Origin of the sequence: Pedobacter foliorum (assembly GCF_013266735.1) — a bacterium.
GTDB lineage: Bacteria > Bacteroidota > Bacteroidia > Sphingobacteriales > Sphingobacteriaceae > Pedobacter > Pedobacter foliorum.
On record NZ_JABSNU010000023.1, the window covers coordinates 1 to 15,814 of the forward strand.

Genomic DNA, 15,814 nt, shown 5'->3' on the forward strand with positions numbered 1-15,814 from the left:
CTTCTCGATTCGCCTCGCGGGTCATCTTTATATATCTTTAATGTTCTGGTTTGTGTTTCAGCCAAGTCTTATTGCTCTTCGCTTTCTGTTTAACCTTTTCATTATTTCAATCTTTTTTATTTCGTTACTAAACTCCGTTTGGTAACCCCCGTTTTGTTTGGGACTGCAAAGGTAGAAATCTTTTTCTATTTGTCAAGACTTTTATTTTCTTTTTTTCTTTTTGTTTTTCTGAACTTTCATTCTGATAAACTCAAAGAGACAAACCTCCTTTACAACCTTTCAAATACTCAATTTCACTAATCCTTTTCTCTGTTTCTCTTCCTCCGAAGCGGGATGCAAAAGTAGGAAAATTCCACCAACCTCCAAACCCTTTCCCATTATTATTTCATGAAATCTCCTAACTCATTAAAAGCTAGGCAGAAAATTAAATGGCAGCTATGAAAAGGCTTCATTCCAACACCAATAACAACACAACCTCCAGTCGAAAGCTTACCTCTATATATATGAACAACGCTATATTGAGGTCCTGAATTAAACCAAAAATAACAAACCATTAGATTCCTAATGAAATGCTTTCTAACTAATCCCATTCTTAGGTCATATAAAGTGCATAATGTCACTCATTGCGTCGATATCCGTCGTAAGCCGCATAGAATGTAGAAGTGTATTGATATTTCGCTATATTTAATTCATGAAATCAAAAAAACCGATTGATATTAAAATACGATGAGCTGAACAACATTGTTCAAAAGTTTTAATCAAGACGGTATTGCCATTTAACTGGATTGTTTTTGGTTTGGTTTCGGATTTATAAAAAATCGGAATTTGGACCTATAATATAGTCGCTCCTGACACCACCTTAAAACGCACCTTGTTCGGACCTCGTTCGACCAGCGGCGAACGAGGTCCGAACAAAAGCGGTAGAAGAAGCGAAGGAGTTGAAGAACCAAAAAAAAGTGATAATGAAAATTATCATTACCACTTTTTGTACTTTTTTAGTACCAGGCTATCAGGATGACAATCGAATATAAATAGTATATATATATAGTGTACCCAACCAAGAACCACATAAATATATAAACAAGAAAACGGAGACTCGCTTCTTTCGATTTGAGTTCTCCGTTTCCACCTTTTTACCGCCATAGCTATAAAAAGGCATCAATTCTTCTTTTACTTTACCATTTCGTAGTATTCTTAGTTTTCACAAACTTTGAACCCCGTCTAAGTTATCTCTTTGTGAATCATCCCGTAGGCTTCTTCAGCTGAAATACGTCTGTCTTGATGCAGCCTACATACCTTTGCGCTGGGCTCCGGTAATCTTAAATCTCGTGTTCTCTGTCTCCTTTGAACTTCGAGTTTTTCTTTACTGATCTTCGAAATTTCCAGAATCTTTTTGCCCTTGAGCTAAGTTTTCTTTTTGGAATTTCTTCAGACTGTCAAAGTACTTCGCAATCGATAGATCTAATTTACATACTTAAATCATTGAAAACAAGGAAAATGTGATATTTTTTATTAACAAGCAACCAACACCTCACTAACAACTTATCAACAGCTAAAACACACCTTATCAACAGGTTTTTAACATAATTACCAACAAACGCCAAAACAAAACACATCTGTAATTCAGTATTTTACAAAAAAGAAAAACAATTAATGTGAACATCATCATTTTAAGTTACCTACTCCTTTTCAAATCAATTTGGAATCGTGATATTTATTAAATAAAATTAAAGCATGAACATGTTACGCCCCCTCCCTATTGTATCTTTTTTGTTTTTGGGCTTACTATACTTAAGTAGCTGCAACCAATCAGAAAAAAAGGCTCCCAAAATCACAAAGGACTCACTAAAAAGACGTTCCATAAAAGAGTGGAATAAAACAATCCCCGGAAACTTCAATTCCGAACAGGAACTTTTCTTTGATACACTCCAAATAGAATCATTCATTACAGCGCATCCGCAACTAGAAGAATACGCTCCCTCTATCCGTAAATTTTACAACAGCAGGCATTTTGCCTTTGCATGGTACAATAAAAATGGGTTAATAGAACAAGCAGGCAACCTTACCGATAGGGTTAAAAACCTAAAAGATGAAGGAATAAATAAAGATGTGCCTTATCGTGCCTCACTGGATTCGATGATTTACGCCAAACAAACCAAAAAACCAGACATTAATCTGGAACTGATGCTTACTGCCCAGTATTTTGTTTTCGCTAAATTGGCATGGGAAGGTATGGATGCTTCTATTAGTAAATCTGCCGAATGGTTTCTTCCACGCAAAAAAATTGCATACGATGCATACTTAGATAGCATGATTAAAGCTCCTGCTAAATTCGCAGGCACAACGGTTGCTCCTGTTTACAGGCAGTATGATCTCCTGAAAAACTTCCTGATTAAATACAGAGACCTCGAACAAAAAGATAGCTGGCAACCTATTGTGGCCGATAAAAAATCATATAAGCCGGGTGATTCTTCTGAAGTAATTGCAAAAATCAAAACTCGACTGTTTAAACTGGAGGATTTTAAAGGAGACACCACCAATACGCACTATGATGATGAGCTTCTAGCAGCTGTGAAACAATTTCAAGAAAGAAATGGAATGGGCGCAGATGGTTCTATTGGACCAGGCACATTAACAGAGCTAAATACCTCATTAAAAAAGCGAATCAGGCAAATCTTGGTAAATATGGAGCGTAGCAGATGGTTGCCGGTAAAAGTAGATTCAAGCTATCTTGCGGTAAATATTCCAGAATTTAAACTACATGTTTACCATTCAGACAGTTTGTTATGGAGCGGAAATGTTGTGGTAGGCCAATCTCTCCATAAAACAGTCATCTTTTCGGGCGACATGAAATATGTAGTATTTAGCCCTTACTGGAATGTCCCAACAAGCATAGTCCGCAATGAAATTTTACCTGCCATGCGTCGCAATAAAAACTACATTAGCACGCATCAAATGGAAATAACGGGCTATAGTGGTGGTTTGCCGGTAGTACGACAAAAACCAGGGCCTAAAAACTCTTTAGGGCTTGTAAAGTTTTTATTCCCTAATAGTTACGATATTTACCTCCATGATACTCCTGCTAAATCACTATTTGGAGAATCCTCAAGAGCATTTAGCCACGGATGTATAAGGGTAGAAAACCCTACAAAACTTGCAGAATTTCTGCTTAAGGATAACAAAGGTTGGGACGCCACTAAAATAAAAACAGCTATGAACTCGGGTAAAGAGCAATATGTTACCCTTAAAAAGAAAGTTCCTGTTTATATAGCTTATTTCACGGCTTTTACAGACCGTAATAACCACCTAAATTTCCGAAAAGATATTTATAGCAGAGATGAGCCATTGGCCAATATGCTGCTTAAAGAAGAATAATTATAATTTTTCTTAATCCTGCTGTAGCGATTTCCCAACGAGCCTCGTTTAGGTGTTGAGAGCGTTAATTTAGATTCGGGGTCGGCTCAGGTGAGCCGGCCTTGTTTTTTTACTTAATTACGAACTCTCAATTACTAACCCTAAACCAAAACTTATGGCGACTAAATCCTTTACTAAAAGCTCTTACTCAAACTCCTTTGTAATTTGCATTATTGCTATTGCTATACTGCTTTTAACTTTACTGATGCAGTCCTGCAAAAACAATGATCCGGCTCCAGAGACTCGTTTAACTCTACTGACCGTTACTAACACTTCACCAACATTAGCTACTTATAATTTCTATTTAAATAATACTAAAATACATAATGGAGCCCTTCCATTTGGAGGCGCTATACCTTATATACGCTTAAATCCAGGAATATTTGCAGCTAAACTTACTACCGAAAGCAGTTCTGAAAGCTTACTTTCAGAAAGTTTAACGCTTGAAAATGGCAATGCCTACTCCTTGTTTGTTATTGGAAAAGGTACGGCGCTTGATTACCTTCTTATCACTGATGAGATTAAAACTCCCGGAGATGATAAAGCACGTGTAAGGTTTATCAATTTATCACCAGATGCCCCGGCGCTTAATATTGCAACCAAAGATGGTGTTGCTATAGCTACCGACAAAGCTTTTAAAGCTGTAAGTGAATTTATTGAAATCCCTGCCAAGGTTTATACTTTCGAAATTAAAGATAAAGCTACAGGTGCTCTTAAAACAGAAATTAAAGATTTCGACATTAAGAAAGGTAAAATTTATACCATTATCTCAAGGGGTATGCTTACTCCAACCGGAACAGAACATCCTTTTAGCGGACAAATTACCGTAGTACAATAACACCCTACATCTCCTCCCTCTCAATGGCGGCTATTTTTTCTAATCGTTTAACATGTCGTTCCTCGTTAGAAAAAGTAGCCTTGAGAAATGCCCTCACGATATCTTTGGCCAATTCGATGCCTATAACACGCTCACCGATACATAAAACATTTACATCGTCGTGCTCTACAGATTGATGCGCTGAATAGGTATCATGACAAACACCTGCCCTAATACCCTTAAATTTATTTGCAGCAATACTAACTCCCACTGAGCTGCCGCACACCAAAATCCCCCTATCACCTTCGTTATTAAGCAATGCACGAGCTACATGTGTAGCATGATCAGGATAGTCGCTTGGTGCGTGAGTATGCGTTCCTTTATCAATTACCTCATACCCTTCATCATGCAACATTTTTATCAATATCGTTTTATAAGTAAAACCCGCATGATCTGATCCAATTACTACTTTCATAACTTAATGTGTTTTATAAATTCAGGTTTTATTTCTTTGATTCTAATTCTTCTACAGTAAAGGCTTTTTGTCTGCTTTTAAATTTCTGACGAACACCTACTACATCTTTAACATCTACTTTCCCTGCATTGTTTTGCCACGAGCTTCTAATAAAGCTTAATAATTGCGCAATATCTTCGTCAGAAATCTCTTCGCTATGGCCTATTCCAGGCATATCGCCTGCAATTTCCGGCGCCTTATAAACATGACCATTAACATTTACCGGCCCTGTTAATCCAAACAAAACAATTGACAACAAGGTGTTTTTGTCGCCATTTACCCATTGCGACTTATTTAAAGGAGGTGCTAAAGATGCTATCCCATTTCCATCGGCCGAGTGACAGGTCTGACAGGTTGATAAGAATAGTGCCGATCCTTTAGGATATTGCTTAGCAAGCACCTTTGGGTCGCGATTCTTTTGAGCGTTATTAAAAGCTGTAATTACACTTTGCAATTGCTTGTTTATTCTCAGGTTTGTATCTGGCTCAAACTTAGCTATGGTTTCTTTAAAGCTTTCCTCGCGATAGGCTAAATTGCTAATCACAGCGTCAGATACAAAATTACTATTAGGGTATTTTTTAACCAGATTTACCAATAGCTCATCAGCAGAGGTTTCATTAAATGGCTTAATATACCTGGCCAAAAATGCTACATAAGGAGCTGCAAGCTCATCGTTATTTGCAACAATTTCATTTAACGCTTTGATGTAATACCTGTAGGAGCTCTGATTAATTACAGATGGAAGCACTGCTAATGTTTGCATACGTATTGGCCAATCGGTGTTTTTCAACAGCGCCAATACTTCGTTAGTTTCTAAAGCATTAAGCCCTTCTAGCGTCCACAAAGCATGAATTACCAGCAATGGATTGCTTGTTTGCTTTATAATAGATTTTAAAAGAGGAATTGCCTGTTTGTATTTCCCATCTATCAGCGTTTGCTGAGCCATATCTCTTATAAATCCATTTGAACTTCCCAAAAGCTCAACCAGCTTATTGGGATCATTAGGAATATTTGTAAAAACTGTTTTTTTACCTTTAGGAACTACCTTATAAATTCTACCACAGTTTAAAGGTTGCGTTAGGCTTCTGGCCTTAATTTGCCCAGATAGATAAGGTGTTACATAAGTTTTATGCTGTATTATACCTCGGTACATATCAATAACATATAAAGCGCCATCAGGGCCATTATATAAACTAACCGGCCTGAACCTTTCGTCTACACTAGCCAAAAACTCCTTGCCTTTATATGCTTGTTCTCCTTTTACCACGTATCCGTTTTCGGTTAAAACATCTCTTTTAATTAAATTTGCTGATGGCTCAGCTACAAATGCATTAAAATCAAAAGCGCTACCAAACAAGTCTCCTCGGTATATTAGAGGGCTACATGCAGCCGTAAAGTTCACTAATCTTAAACTATCATCTAAAATACCAGCCGAATAGCCTCTGTTTACACCTGGAGTAGGCCTAATTGGGTACACTCTATTATTTGGCACTGTTCTTTCCGAAAAGCCATCTACTCCCCTTTGGTTTTTATTGGCAGAGCCGAAACCAGGAGTAAAGTAATCACTTATTACATTTGATGAATTATCATTATAGTATAACCGTCCGTAATTATCCTGACTAACACCCCATTGTCCTCTAAAATGCGTGTTTTCAATTAACCACTTGTCACCTTGCTTTCTGTATCTTTTGCTTGATTTTGCGTTATAAATCCAATTATCCAATGCTCTTAACAACCCATTTGGCTGATGCTCTACATTACCTTCACCTGCATATTTATCATCTACAAGTGTTCTTTTTACTGGCTTATCGTTTTTAAGCTCATAGTACCATAAGTTTGGTGGTTCTGCAACCAGAATACCATCTTCAATTAAGCAGATAGCTCTAGGTAATACCAATGAATCAATCACCAACTTACGCTCATCAGCAACACCATCCTTATTTTTGTCTTCCAGAATAATGATTTTCCCGGTAGGCTTATCCTCACCGGTACCAAGCGTATCAGGCATATATCCATTCATTTCTACCACCCACATACGGCCTTTGTTATCAAATGACATCGCAACCGGTGTTGTTACCATCGGCTCGGCTGCTATCAGTTTCACTTCAAATCCATCCTCGACCACCATTTTACTAATGGCCTCATCGGCAGGAACCACAGATGCCAGGTTAAAATCTATAGGCTTATTCTGTACAGATGTGTTAGTAGTAGCTTTCTTGTAACTCTGACATTGATATAAAGAAAAAACAATAAGTGCTAAGAATATATATATGTAAACTTTCATAATAAGGATAAAACGCGCTGATAGTTAACTGTTTTTAGAAGGAATTTGTTGAAGTACTTTTAGTAAATAGCCCCAGAATTTCTGTACTGAAGAGATCTGCACTTTTTCATCAGGAGAGTGTGCGCCGTGAATTGTCGGCCCAAAAGAAATCATATCCATACCCGGAAGATGAGCGCCCAAAATACCACATTCTAAACCTGCATGGCAGGCATTAACATTAGGTTCCGAATTAAAACTTGTTCTGTACAAATCGGCCATTAGCTCTAATATTGCCGAATCGGCATTAGGCTTCCAACCAGGATAGTCTCCACTGCGAGAAACATCACAGCCAATAATCTCAAGAGATGCTCCAACTGCGAGCGCAACATCTCTTTTGGTGCTTTCTACACTGCTGCGTTGTAGCGACTGAGTAACAAATTCTCCATTTCCAATAATAACCCTTGCCAGGTTAGAAGATGCCTCTACAAGGTCTGCAATATCAGGGCTCATTCTAAAAACCCCATTAGGTAGTGCATAAATTGCGTTAACAATATTGGTAAAGTCAGCCTCCTCCATTACAAAGCCTGGCAGCTCTGTTTCTGTTGCAGAAATAGTTAATGAAGGCTCAATGGCATGGTATTCTGCTTCAATAATTGAGGCAAATCTTGTTATAAATGCGCTAAACTTTTCTTTCTGAGTATTTTCTATAGCTATTACCGCTTTTGATTCTCTCGGAATTGCATTTCTTAAACTTCCGCCATCTACAGAACTCAATTGAACACCTATTTCTTTATTAGCTTCATAAAGCAATCGGTTCATTAATTTATTTGCATTGGCTCTGCCTTTATGAATATCCATTCCGGAGTGTCCGCCAAGTAAACCCTTTATAGAGATTTGGTATGCTATTTTATTGCCCGATAGCTGCTTTTGTTTGTAGCTATAGATCGTGTTTGTATCTATACCTCCGGCACAGCCTATGGTTAGTTCATCATCTTCTTCAGTATCCAGATTAAGTAAAATAGTACCAGATAGGTTAGTTGGATCAAGCTCCTTCGCTCCTGTCATCCCGGTCTCTTCATCAATTGTAAACAAAGCTTCTATTGCCGGATGAGCAATTTCTGACGAAGCAAGAACACTCATAATAGTAGCTACACCAATGCCGTTATCGGCGCCCAAAGTAGTTCCTTTTGCTTTTACCCAATCGCCATCTACATACATTTCTATGCCTTGGGTATCGAAATTAAAAACAGTATCACCATTCTTTTGATGAACCATATCCAGATGCGATTGAAGTATTATGGTTTGCTTATTTTCCATACCTGCTGTTGCTGGCTTTTTAATAACCACATTACCGATATGATCTTCTACAGTTTCCAATCCAAGTCCTTTACCGAAATCGACCATAAACTGTATTACCCTTTGCTCTTTTTTCGAGGCACGAGGTATTGCATTTAAACTGATAAAATTATTCCAAAGCGCTGCTGGCTCTAAATTTTCGACTTTCATTCCCATCTCATTTGTATATAAACAAACTTAGAGAAAAGTTTTTACATACAAATAGCGCTAATCTTTTATCATCTTATTGTTGCACAACATCTGTATTAGTATGATATTAGCGCTTTCTATTAATAACACCATATGAAAAAAATACTATTCTCTTTAATACTTTGTGCATTTTCTACCATAGCTTTTTCACAAACACTTACGCCTGGCAGCGCATTACCTGCAGCAGTTTTCTATAAAACTGATGGAAATTCTTATTCAACAAATCAGATTCCTAAAGGGAAAAAAGCTTTACTGATGTTCTTTGATGCTACTTGTGAGCACTGCCAAAGAACAGCAGCAAATATGTCTAAAAGGACAAAAGAATTAACTGGAATAAATATTTATATGATTACTCAGGATGAGCAACGTTCTATAGATTATTTCTTTAACAAGTTCGGTAAACCGTTACAGGCTTTAAAGAATGTTACAATTTTACAGGATAAAGATCGCGTATTCATTCCTTTGTTCCACCCAAAACAATACCCATCACTATACCTTTACGATAAGTCCAAAAATCTTACATTTTACTCTAGCAACGAAAAGGACTTACAAAAGTTCTTCGACCTGATGAAGTAATACTATTTTATTGTAAGCGCCATCCCATAACTCAATACGCTTTTTAAGCGATTCAATAGTTGCCTGCTCTGCTGTTTTCCAGTTCTCTTCGCTAGTACCGCAAAGATCTGAAGTCATTTCAAGAGCAAGGTGACTGTGATGATCTCCATCAACTTCTATATGCCTGTCGAGGTAATATTTAAACAAAGAGATCTGATCAGGGAATTTCTTATTCAGGTCGTTTACTATAGTTAAGAACATATTTGGAATCAAATCTTCCCTACCAAATGTAAACGTACTTGCCTGTAAATGCGGCTGATTGCTATTGATGATTTTAAAAGTAAAATCTACAAAGTTTTTAGCTTCGACTGGTGTTTCAGATAATTCATAAGCCTTATTCAAATCTCCTGTTGCTTTCAAAGCATTTACAAACTGATCAATCTGAGCAGTATCGGCTCCACATTGATTCATTGCTTCAAGGTACATCTCAAAATGACTCTTTCTCTCGCCTTTGCTATCTACATCAGACTCTTCGCCGGCTACAATCTCATTAATCAAATACCTGTTATTTGCTGATCCAACAGGAAACCAAGGAATAGTTGTACAAGTAAGGTTAATCTGAAGCGATTTTAACAGCGACATAAAATCCCAAACTGCATACACATGATATTGCATGAAGATTCTTAAATCTTCAAGATCATTGATAACTGAATAAACTTTATGATTGATTATCTGTTGCCTTAATGGCTCTATTTCGCTTTGGATTCTTTCCAGTGGTGTATTACTCATCATTCCTTTTTCTTGCAGGCTGCAAAGGTAAAAATTTACCACCAAAAACCCTGCACTTTAACACGTCCATTAAAACCTGGCAGTGCTTTAATTATTTTTCTGAGCTCAACAACCATTGGAACATTCCCTGCTAAATAAATGGCACCACCATCAAGGCTTTGTTCGCGTAGCCATTCTTGCAGGTTATCAATATTGTTATGCATCTTTTGAGGGATTGCCTCTAGCGTAGAATCAAAGTAAGACATAAATGCTTTTCGGTGCTCTTCTTCCTTAATTACCACAGCTCCCGAGACATTCCCCTTGCCCGCCAATTGCTCTAAAGCCAAAAAGTGCCCTATTGCAGAACTATCCCCAAGGCAGGTTAATGAGGCAGAAGCAATCGGTTTTGTAAAAGTGCTTGAAATTCCAAGGTAAGTAATGTCATCTTTCGGCTTTAAGGTAGCTGCCCATTTGCTACCGTCTCCATCGTGTGCAGCATCAACATAAAGCGTACAGGTCTGCGTTTCGGCATCCCAATGGGCAGGTGTATAGTCTCTGTAAACCCCATTGGCAACTTTACATTTCATATGTTGTACACTTTGCCATTTGCTCATATCAACCCCCGGTAGGTGAAGATCTATCTCGTAAAAAGTTGAAGGATTCCATGCACGTACATCAAGAACATGCCCAGTCTTACCAAATTGCTTTTCGAATATTACAAGGGCCTTCTTTTTTAGAATATTCATAATTTTCAGTTTTTATGTATTGCAAAGCAACACTAAAAACGGACAGCAGGAAATGAAGAATATAGGGTAATTATTGGACTATGCGCGGTATATAGCTCTAAAGGCACCAGCTGATTTTCCGACAAACTTAGTAAACAATCTCGAGAAGTAAGTATGATCCGAGAAGCCCAATTCAAAGGAGATTTCTTTTACCGTTAAATCGGTATAATACAGCAACCTCTTTGCTTCAAGAACGATCTCATTATGAATCCAGTAACTAACCGGAAAGCCCGTATGCCCTTTAACTACCTCATTTAAATAAGTAAGTGATATGTTTAATTTCTCGGCAAACTCGGCCGGACTTTTAGTTGTTTTAAAACTTCCCATCAGCAGACTCCTAAACTGACTATTAATTTGAATTGGTCTGGTATTTTGCTTTTGCGCAAATTGAGTTTGTGAAAGATAAAGTTCGGCAATCATGCCGATATAGGATTGAGCAAGAGAATGCGCAATCGATCTGCTTAGCGGCTCCTCGATGCGTAGAAACCTATCATACGCCAATTGCACACATTGCTTAAATTTTACTGCATTCTTATCATCAAGTGTGAGCGGCTCGTTAACTATGATGTATTGCTCAAAAACAGTCCTGTACTCTTCATTAACCAATAGGGTATCAATAGCAAGAAACCAGCCCGTAGCATTCATATGGCCTATGTTATGATGAACCTGACCTGGTGCCACATACAATACTGCGCAACCATCAATGTAAAGGGTTTTAAAATCAAGCATGAAACTGCTTTCCCCTTTTTCCTGAAATATAAAAATGTAATGGTCGTCTCGGTGTGCACCCAAAAGCGATGCACGTTCTTTAGCGCCCTCAAAGTAAATCATCTCCATGCCCGTCGAAGAACGTTCATGGAGTTTATGCACCGGAATAATGTTTTTCACGGTACTAATTTAGAATTTTTATGCGTAGTTCAATTTAGCAACTCTTTTGGTTCTGGCAATAAGCATCCATGCAAACGCTGCACCTGTTAATGCCATTATTGAACCCACAGAAACCGGAGAAGTATAATCAAAACCTGCTGCCAATGGCAAACCGCCTAAAAATGCACCAAGCGCATTACCTATGTTAAAGCTGGCCTGACTAACTGAGGCCGCAAGCATCTCTGAACCTTTAGCTGTATTGATCATCAACATTTGAATTGGCGAGGCAGCTGCAAAAGCGATTGCTCCGGTTACAAATGTCATGATGATAGCCATAACCTGATTTCCTGACACGTAATGCACTATTAAAAGGCTAATAGACATCGCTACCAATAAGGTAAGCGTTGCCTTTGCAGGCGATATTTTATCTGCCAGTTTGCCTCCAATAAAGTTACCTACTAGCATCCCTAATCCGGCTACAACCAAGATATATGTGATTGAATTTGCGGCGAATCCGGAAACTTCGGTAAGTAATGGAGCAATATAGCTATACCATGAAAACAACCCTCCTGTACCAATTGCAATCATTAATATGATTAACCATGACTCTGGAAGTTTAAAGAAGTTAAGCTCTTTACCTAAATCGCGATTTTTGGTAGCAGGAAGTGCAGGCATCCATGATTTTAAGCTTAACAAGGTAACTATACCTACAATAACGATGATTACAAAAGTATATCTCCATGAGTAATTATGGCCGATATAAGTCCCTAGCGGCACTCCTATCACGTTTGCTATGGTTAACCCTGCAAACATCAGTGAAACTGATTGCGCCTCTTTACCCTTTTCTGCTATACGACTTGCAACTACAGAACCTACCCCAAAGAAAGCTCCGTGTGGTAAGCCTGCCAGTAAACGAGCGGCAAACATCGTGTTATAATCTGGTGCAAATGCAGAGAAGGCATTAAAGCCTGTAAACATCAACATCAAAACCATTAGAATCTTTTTGGGAGGATAACTACCCGCAATTACAACTAGTAATGGCGCGCCAATTACAACACCTAAAGCATAAGCAGAAATAAGATGCCCTGCCTGAGGTATGGTAATATTTAAATCTTTGGCGATATCTGGCAAAAGGCCCATCATCACAAATTCTGTGATCCCGATTCCAAGGCCTCCAAGGGTTAAAGCAAGCAAACTTTTCTTCATAATCTAAAGGTACTTAGTGTAAAAAATACACAATACAAAAGTAGATAATAAAATGACTTAATTAGTCTGTTTTTAGTAAAAAAAGTTTTGGCTTATTTTAAGTTGTTATTTTTCATATTCAACTCCAACTCATTGATCCTCTTGGTTTGCTTTTTCTCTTTTGCATAACCAATTAATTCCTGATATGCCGCAAAATGATAAGGGTTTACCTCAATAGCTCTTTCGTATAAAATTTCACTTTCTGCTTTTCTCTGATTAACCTGTAGCAGTTTTGCTGAAGTGTATAAATAATCGGAAGTATAAATATTGTCGCCTGTAGTATTTACCCGCTTTAGCAATTCCGAAGCTCTGGTTCTATATCCGGTTTCGGCGAGGAGCCTAATATATCTCAATTGATTAAGCCCTTTAACATACAACTTACCAGCTATAAATGGCTCCAAATATGTTTTAACACTGTCTCTGTCCTTCAGTTCATTGTAAAATTCAGCAATTCGCAGGTTGTAATCAGGCCTATCATTACCAGATGCCTTTAAAATTCTCTGAGCCTCTTTTATGGTAGCTATAGCCTCATTGTACTTTTTGTTTTCAGCAAGTGCATCCGCATACATTGTTCTAAGTTCAAAGTTTTGAGGCTTTTGATCGACCAGCTTCTTTAAAATGGAAACCTGCATTGTATCTCCAAGAGCGGTCTTTAATGATGCAGAAAAAGCAACAGCTTCATCTTTTCTATCTCTTAAATAGGTAGATACTGTAGCTCCTGTTTTAACATATTGATCGGCTGCTGCAATGGCTTCTTTTAGTCGGGCATTTCTTCTATACATTTCACGAAGTAGCATATTGTTCTTTGCCAACTCCTGAAAATCATCTTCTTGTTTAATAGATTGCTGCAGATAAGCCGCTTGTTGCTTAATAGATTCTTCTTGACTAATCTGTCGGGCCGTATATTTAGCGGCCGCCAAATCAGCATAAACAACATAAATCGGAGCATAACCGGCATCAATGCGCTGTGCTTTTGTCAACCACTGCTCTGCGCCATTAAAATCCTTATTGTATATTTTCAGATTGGCAATGCTCAAATAAGCAGGTAGGTACTTAGCGTCGTAAATTAAAGCCGTATCCAGATACGCTACCGCTATTTTTGAATTACCAGAACGACTAGCCAAATTAACATAAACCTCTGCCCAATTGCTAGCCATGGCCTTCTTATCACCTGCCAAATAGGCTTTTTCTTTAGCAATCAATTTATCCAGAAAACTATACATATCAGGATCTTTAGATTTTAGATCTAAGGTGGTATTCATAGATTTAAAATCTAACGGATGCACCTTTACAGGTTCAAAATACGCAGGGTATGTTTGCGCAAAATACTCGCTTTCATTGTTTTGAGAATAATAATCGAGTGTGCGTTTTTCTTTCATAGCATTATAGTACAGCGCCCTGATCTGCCTATTTTCGGCATCCGTTAATACTGCGCCATGAAACAAATGAACATACTCGTGCAATACCACATTTCGCTCCATAAATGCCCCGCGTTCTACATATTCTATTCCGGCAGCCCCACTCCCAACACCTCTGATATCCATCCACTGCCTGTTGTCAAAGGTGGTCATATACCTAAAAGCCGGAGCATTCATTGCTATTGCCAAATCTTGATGCAATGGTGGTATCTTAAAAGTATTACCCTGCTTAGATAGAAATGGAAAATACGCGACGGAAGAATAAAGCTGATTCCAAACCATCGCTTTTGCTGTTTCTCCTGGATAGTAACTTACATCAGAAAACACCTTAGTGAAGTTTTTAATATCCGTGATTCTTGTATTAGCTAATGTTTTGGTAATAGGCTCATACGTATCCAAAAAAGGAATTCTTTTCGATTTAATAACAGCAGACAAGCCATTATGAGCTGGTCCATAATGCTTTTTCTTAAGCAAAATAGCTTTAAAAATACTTTCGGCTGAATCGAGACGCATTTCCCTATCAAGATCAAATGCACTGTAATAAATGGAAGCTCTATGCATTAAAGGTAAAACAGACTCGCTGTACTGTTTCTCTACAGCCCTTGTAACGGCTATTGCGCCCGCTACATCATTATTTTTAATCAGATCATCAGCTTTTAAAAGTGCTTTTCTGATTACTTCATCATTGGGCTCGGCATAATCGGCATAGGTTAAATTGGTATGGCCATTGCCCCAATGCCAGTGGGTTTGATAATGAAGCGGATTAAGTGCCAATGCCAGCTCCCATTGGGCCGCCATAGCATTAAGCTGGGTTGCATCTACCCTTCTCCATATCGCATATCCGTAGCTAAATCTTGCATCAGCATTGAAAGGATCTAGTTCAAGTGATTTAATTAAGGGCTTTTCGGCCTGTTCAGGATGCTGATCCCAAAAGTAAACATCAGCTTCAAGCTGATATGCCTTAGCACTTTTTGGATTTTTCTGCTGGATCTCTTTGGCAATTTGCAATGCACTTTTATACTCCTTTTGAAGCAACTTAACCCTACCCAGTAAAAGAGATGCTTCTTCACTTTCAGGATTATTTTGAAGAACTTGCTTTGCCGTATTTTCGGCCTTTAGTATACGCCACGCCTGTATCTCTAAAAAGCCTTTTAATAGCAATGCCTTTTCGTTTTTATGTTCTTGCTTTAGTACCCGAGTTACTATAGCTTCTGCTTCTTTATACTTATTATTTAAGATTAGGTAATCAACTTTAAGCAAATGATAATCTAATGTATTATGATTAAAAGCTTCAATCAAACTATCGGCTTCCTTCCATGCTCCTAAGTTTAACATACTACCAATTACAGACACAGAATCGGGCATATTCCCATACACAATAAGAAGCAGCCTCTTCATCTTTGCTAGCTTTGCAAAGACTTTTTGTGTACTATCAGGATTAATAGTCTGAGACCTGGTTGTTGCTCCGCTAAGAGTAAGAAACAAAACCAGAAAAAAGCAGAATCTTTTCATATTTGCATTAAATATAATAGTTTTCTCCATTCTCTTTTTTTTATCTATTACACGATTTTTAAGCGGCTGCTACACAAAATGATAAAATTTCAATTTATTAAAACACTATGG

At 37.9% G+C, this 15,814-nt stretch carries 11 protein-coding genes; 3 read left to right on the top strand and 8 right to left on the bottom strand.

Features of this window, described 5'->3' with window-relative positions; genetic code table 11:
• The first annotated feature begins 1,740 nt into the window (after window positions 1-1,740).
• On the top strand, window positions 1,741-3,375 hold the full coding sequence (locus HQN83_RS24215; RefSeq protein WP_246254580.1) for a L,D-transpeptidase family protein: 1,635 nt from the start codon (window positions 1,741-1,743) through the stop codon (window positions 3,373-3,375).
• A gap of 154 nt (window positions 3,376-3,529) precedes the next feature.
• The gene (locus HQN83_RS24220) at window positions 3,530-4,252 is read left to right on the top strand and encodes a DUF4397 domain-containing protein (protein ID WP_173094194.1); all 723 of its coding nucleotides are present in this window, start codon (window positions 3,530-3,532) and stop codon (window positions 4,250-4,252) included.
• A gap of 4 nt (window positions 4,253-4,256) precedes the next feature.
• Here HQN83_RS24220 and rpiB read toward each other — a convergent pair whose 3' ends face one another.
• The 3 genes from rpiB to HQN83_RS24235 are packed head-to-tail and all read right to left on the bottom strand — an operon-like array spanning window position 4,257 to window position 8,514.
• Window positions 4,257-4,706 carry a ribose 5-phosphate isomerase B gene (rpiB, locus tag HQN83_RS24225; protein WP_173094196.1) on the bottom strand — a complete coding sequence of 150 codons (450 nt, stop codon included), beginning with the start codon at window positions 4,704-4,706 and terminating at the stop codon, window positions 4,257-4,259.
• A 28-nt stretch (window positions 4,707-4,734) separates the two neighbouring features.
• A complete protein-coding gene (locus HQN83_RS24230) occupies window positions 4,735-7,029 on the bottom strand; it encodes a DUF7133 domain-containing protein (protein ID WP_173094198.1) in 2,295 nt (764 codons plus the stop codon).
• A 24-nt stretch (window positions 7,030-7,053) separates the two neighbouring features.
• Window positions 7,054-8,514 carry an aminoacyl-histidine dipeptidase gene (locus tag HQN83_RS24235; protein WP_173094200.1) on the bottom strand — a complete coding sequence of 487 codons (1,461 nt, stop codon included), beginning with the start codon at window positions 8,512-8,514 and terminating at the stop codon, window positions 7,054-7,056.
• A 132-nt stretch (window positions 8,515-8,646) separates the two neighbouring features.
• On the opposite strand from HQN83_RS24235, the gene HQN83_RS24240 reads away from it, so the two are divergent.
• Window positions 8,647-9,129, top strand: a complete 483-nt coding sequence (locus HQN83_RS24240; RefSeq protein WP_173094202.1) for a TlpA family protein disulfide reductase — start codon at window positions 8,647-8,649, stop codon at window positions 9,127-9,129.
• Here the strand turns inward: HQN83_RS24240 and HQN83_RS24245 are convergent.
• The 5 genes from HQN83_RS24245 to HQN83_RS24265 all read right to left on the bottom strand — a co-directional run bounded on the left by HQN83_RS24245 (window position 9,100) and on the right by HQN83_RS24265 (window position 15,733).
• Window positions 9,100-9,900, bottom strand: a complete 801-nt coding sequence (locus tag HQN83_RS24245) for a DUF3050 domain-containing protein (RefSeq protein ID WP_217277466.1) — start codon at window positions 9,898-9,900, stop codon at window positions 9,100-9,102. The two genes, HQN83_RS24240 and HQN83_RS24245, sit on opposite strands and share 30 nt — an antisense overlap.
• A 32-nt stretch (window positions 9,901-9,932) precedes the next feature.
• A complete protein-coding gene (locus HQN83_RS24250; protein ID WP_173094204.1) occupies window positions 9,933-10,622 on the bottom strand; it encodes an SIP domain-containing protein in 690 nt (229 codons plus the stop codon).
• Window positions 10,623-10,700: 78 nt separating this feature from the next.
• Complete coding sequence (locus HQN83_RS25475; protein WP_173094206.1) at window positions 10,701-11,549, bottom strand: helix-turn-helix domain-containing protein; 849 nt, start codon at window positions 11,547-11,549, stop codon at window positions 10,701-10,703.
• Between the two features lie 18 nt (window positions 11,550-11,567).
• Complete coding sequence (locus HQN83_RS24260; RefSeq protein ID WP_173094207.1) at window positions 11,568-12,734, bottom strand: MFS transporter; 1,167 nt, start codon at window positions 12,732-12,734, stop codon at window positions 11,568-11,570.
• A 92-nt stretch (window positions 12,735-12,826) separates the two neighbouring features.
• Window positions 12,827-15,733: a tetratricopeptide repeat protein gene (locus tag HQN83_RS24265; RefSeq protein ID WP_173094209.1), complete on the bottom strand. Its 2,907-nt coding sequence runs from the start codon at window positions 15,731-15,733 to the stop codon at window positions 12,827-12,829.
• Between the last annotated feature and the right edge of the window lie 81 nt (window positions 15,734-15,814).

Coding starts and splice junctions, on each gene's coding strand:
- HQN83_RS24220 (WP_173094194.1), top strand. CDS start 3,530: ATGGCGACTAAATCCTTTACTAAAAGCTCTTACTCAAACTCCTTTGTA.
- HQN83_RS24245 (WP_217277466.1), bottom strand. CDS start 9,900: ATGATGAGTAATACACCACTGGAAAGAATCCAAAGCGAAATAGAGCCA.
- rpiB (WP_173094196.1), bottom strand. CDS start 4,706: ATGAAAGTAGTAATTGGATCAGATCATGCGGGTTTTACTTATAAAACG.
- HQN83_RS24230 (WP_173094198.1), bottom strand. CDS start 7,029: ATGAAAGTTTACATATATATATTCTTAGCACTTATTGTTTTTTCTTTA.
- HQN83_RS24260 (WP_173094207.1), bottom strand. CDS start 12,734: ATGAAGAAAAGTTTGCTTGCTTTAACCCTTGGAGGCCTTGGAATCGGG.
- HQN83_RS24250 (WP_173094204.1), bottom strand. CDS start 10,622: ATGAATATTCTAAAAAAGAAGGCCCTTGTAATATTCGAAAAGCAATTT.
- HQN83_RS24265 (WP_173094209.1), bottom strand. CDS start 15,733: ATGGAGAAAACTATTATATTTAATGCAAATATGAAAAGATTCTGCTTT.
- HQN83_RS24215 (WP_246254580.1), top strand. CDS start 1,741: ATGTTACGCCCCCTCCCTATTGTATCTTTTTTGTTTTTGGGCTTACTA.
- HQN83_RS24240 (WP_173094202.1), top strand. CDS start 8,647: ATGAAAAAAATACTATTCTCTTTAATACTTTGTGCATTTTCTACCATA.
- HQN83_RS24235 (WP_173094200.1), bottom strand. CDS start 8,514: ATGAAAGTCGAAAATTTAGAGCCAGCAGCGCTTTGGAATAATTTTATC.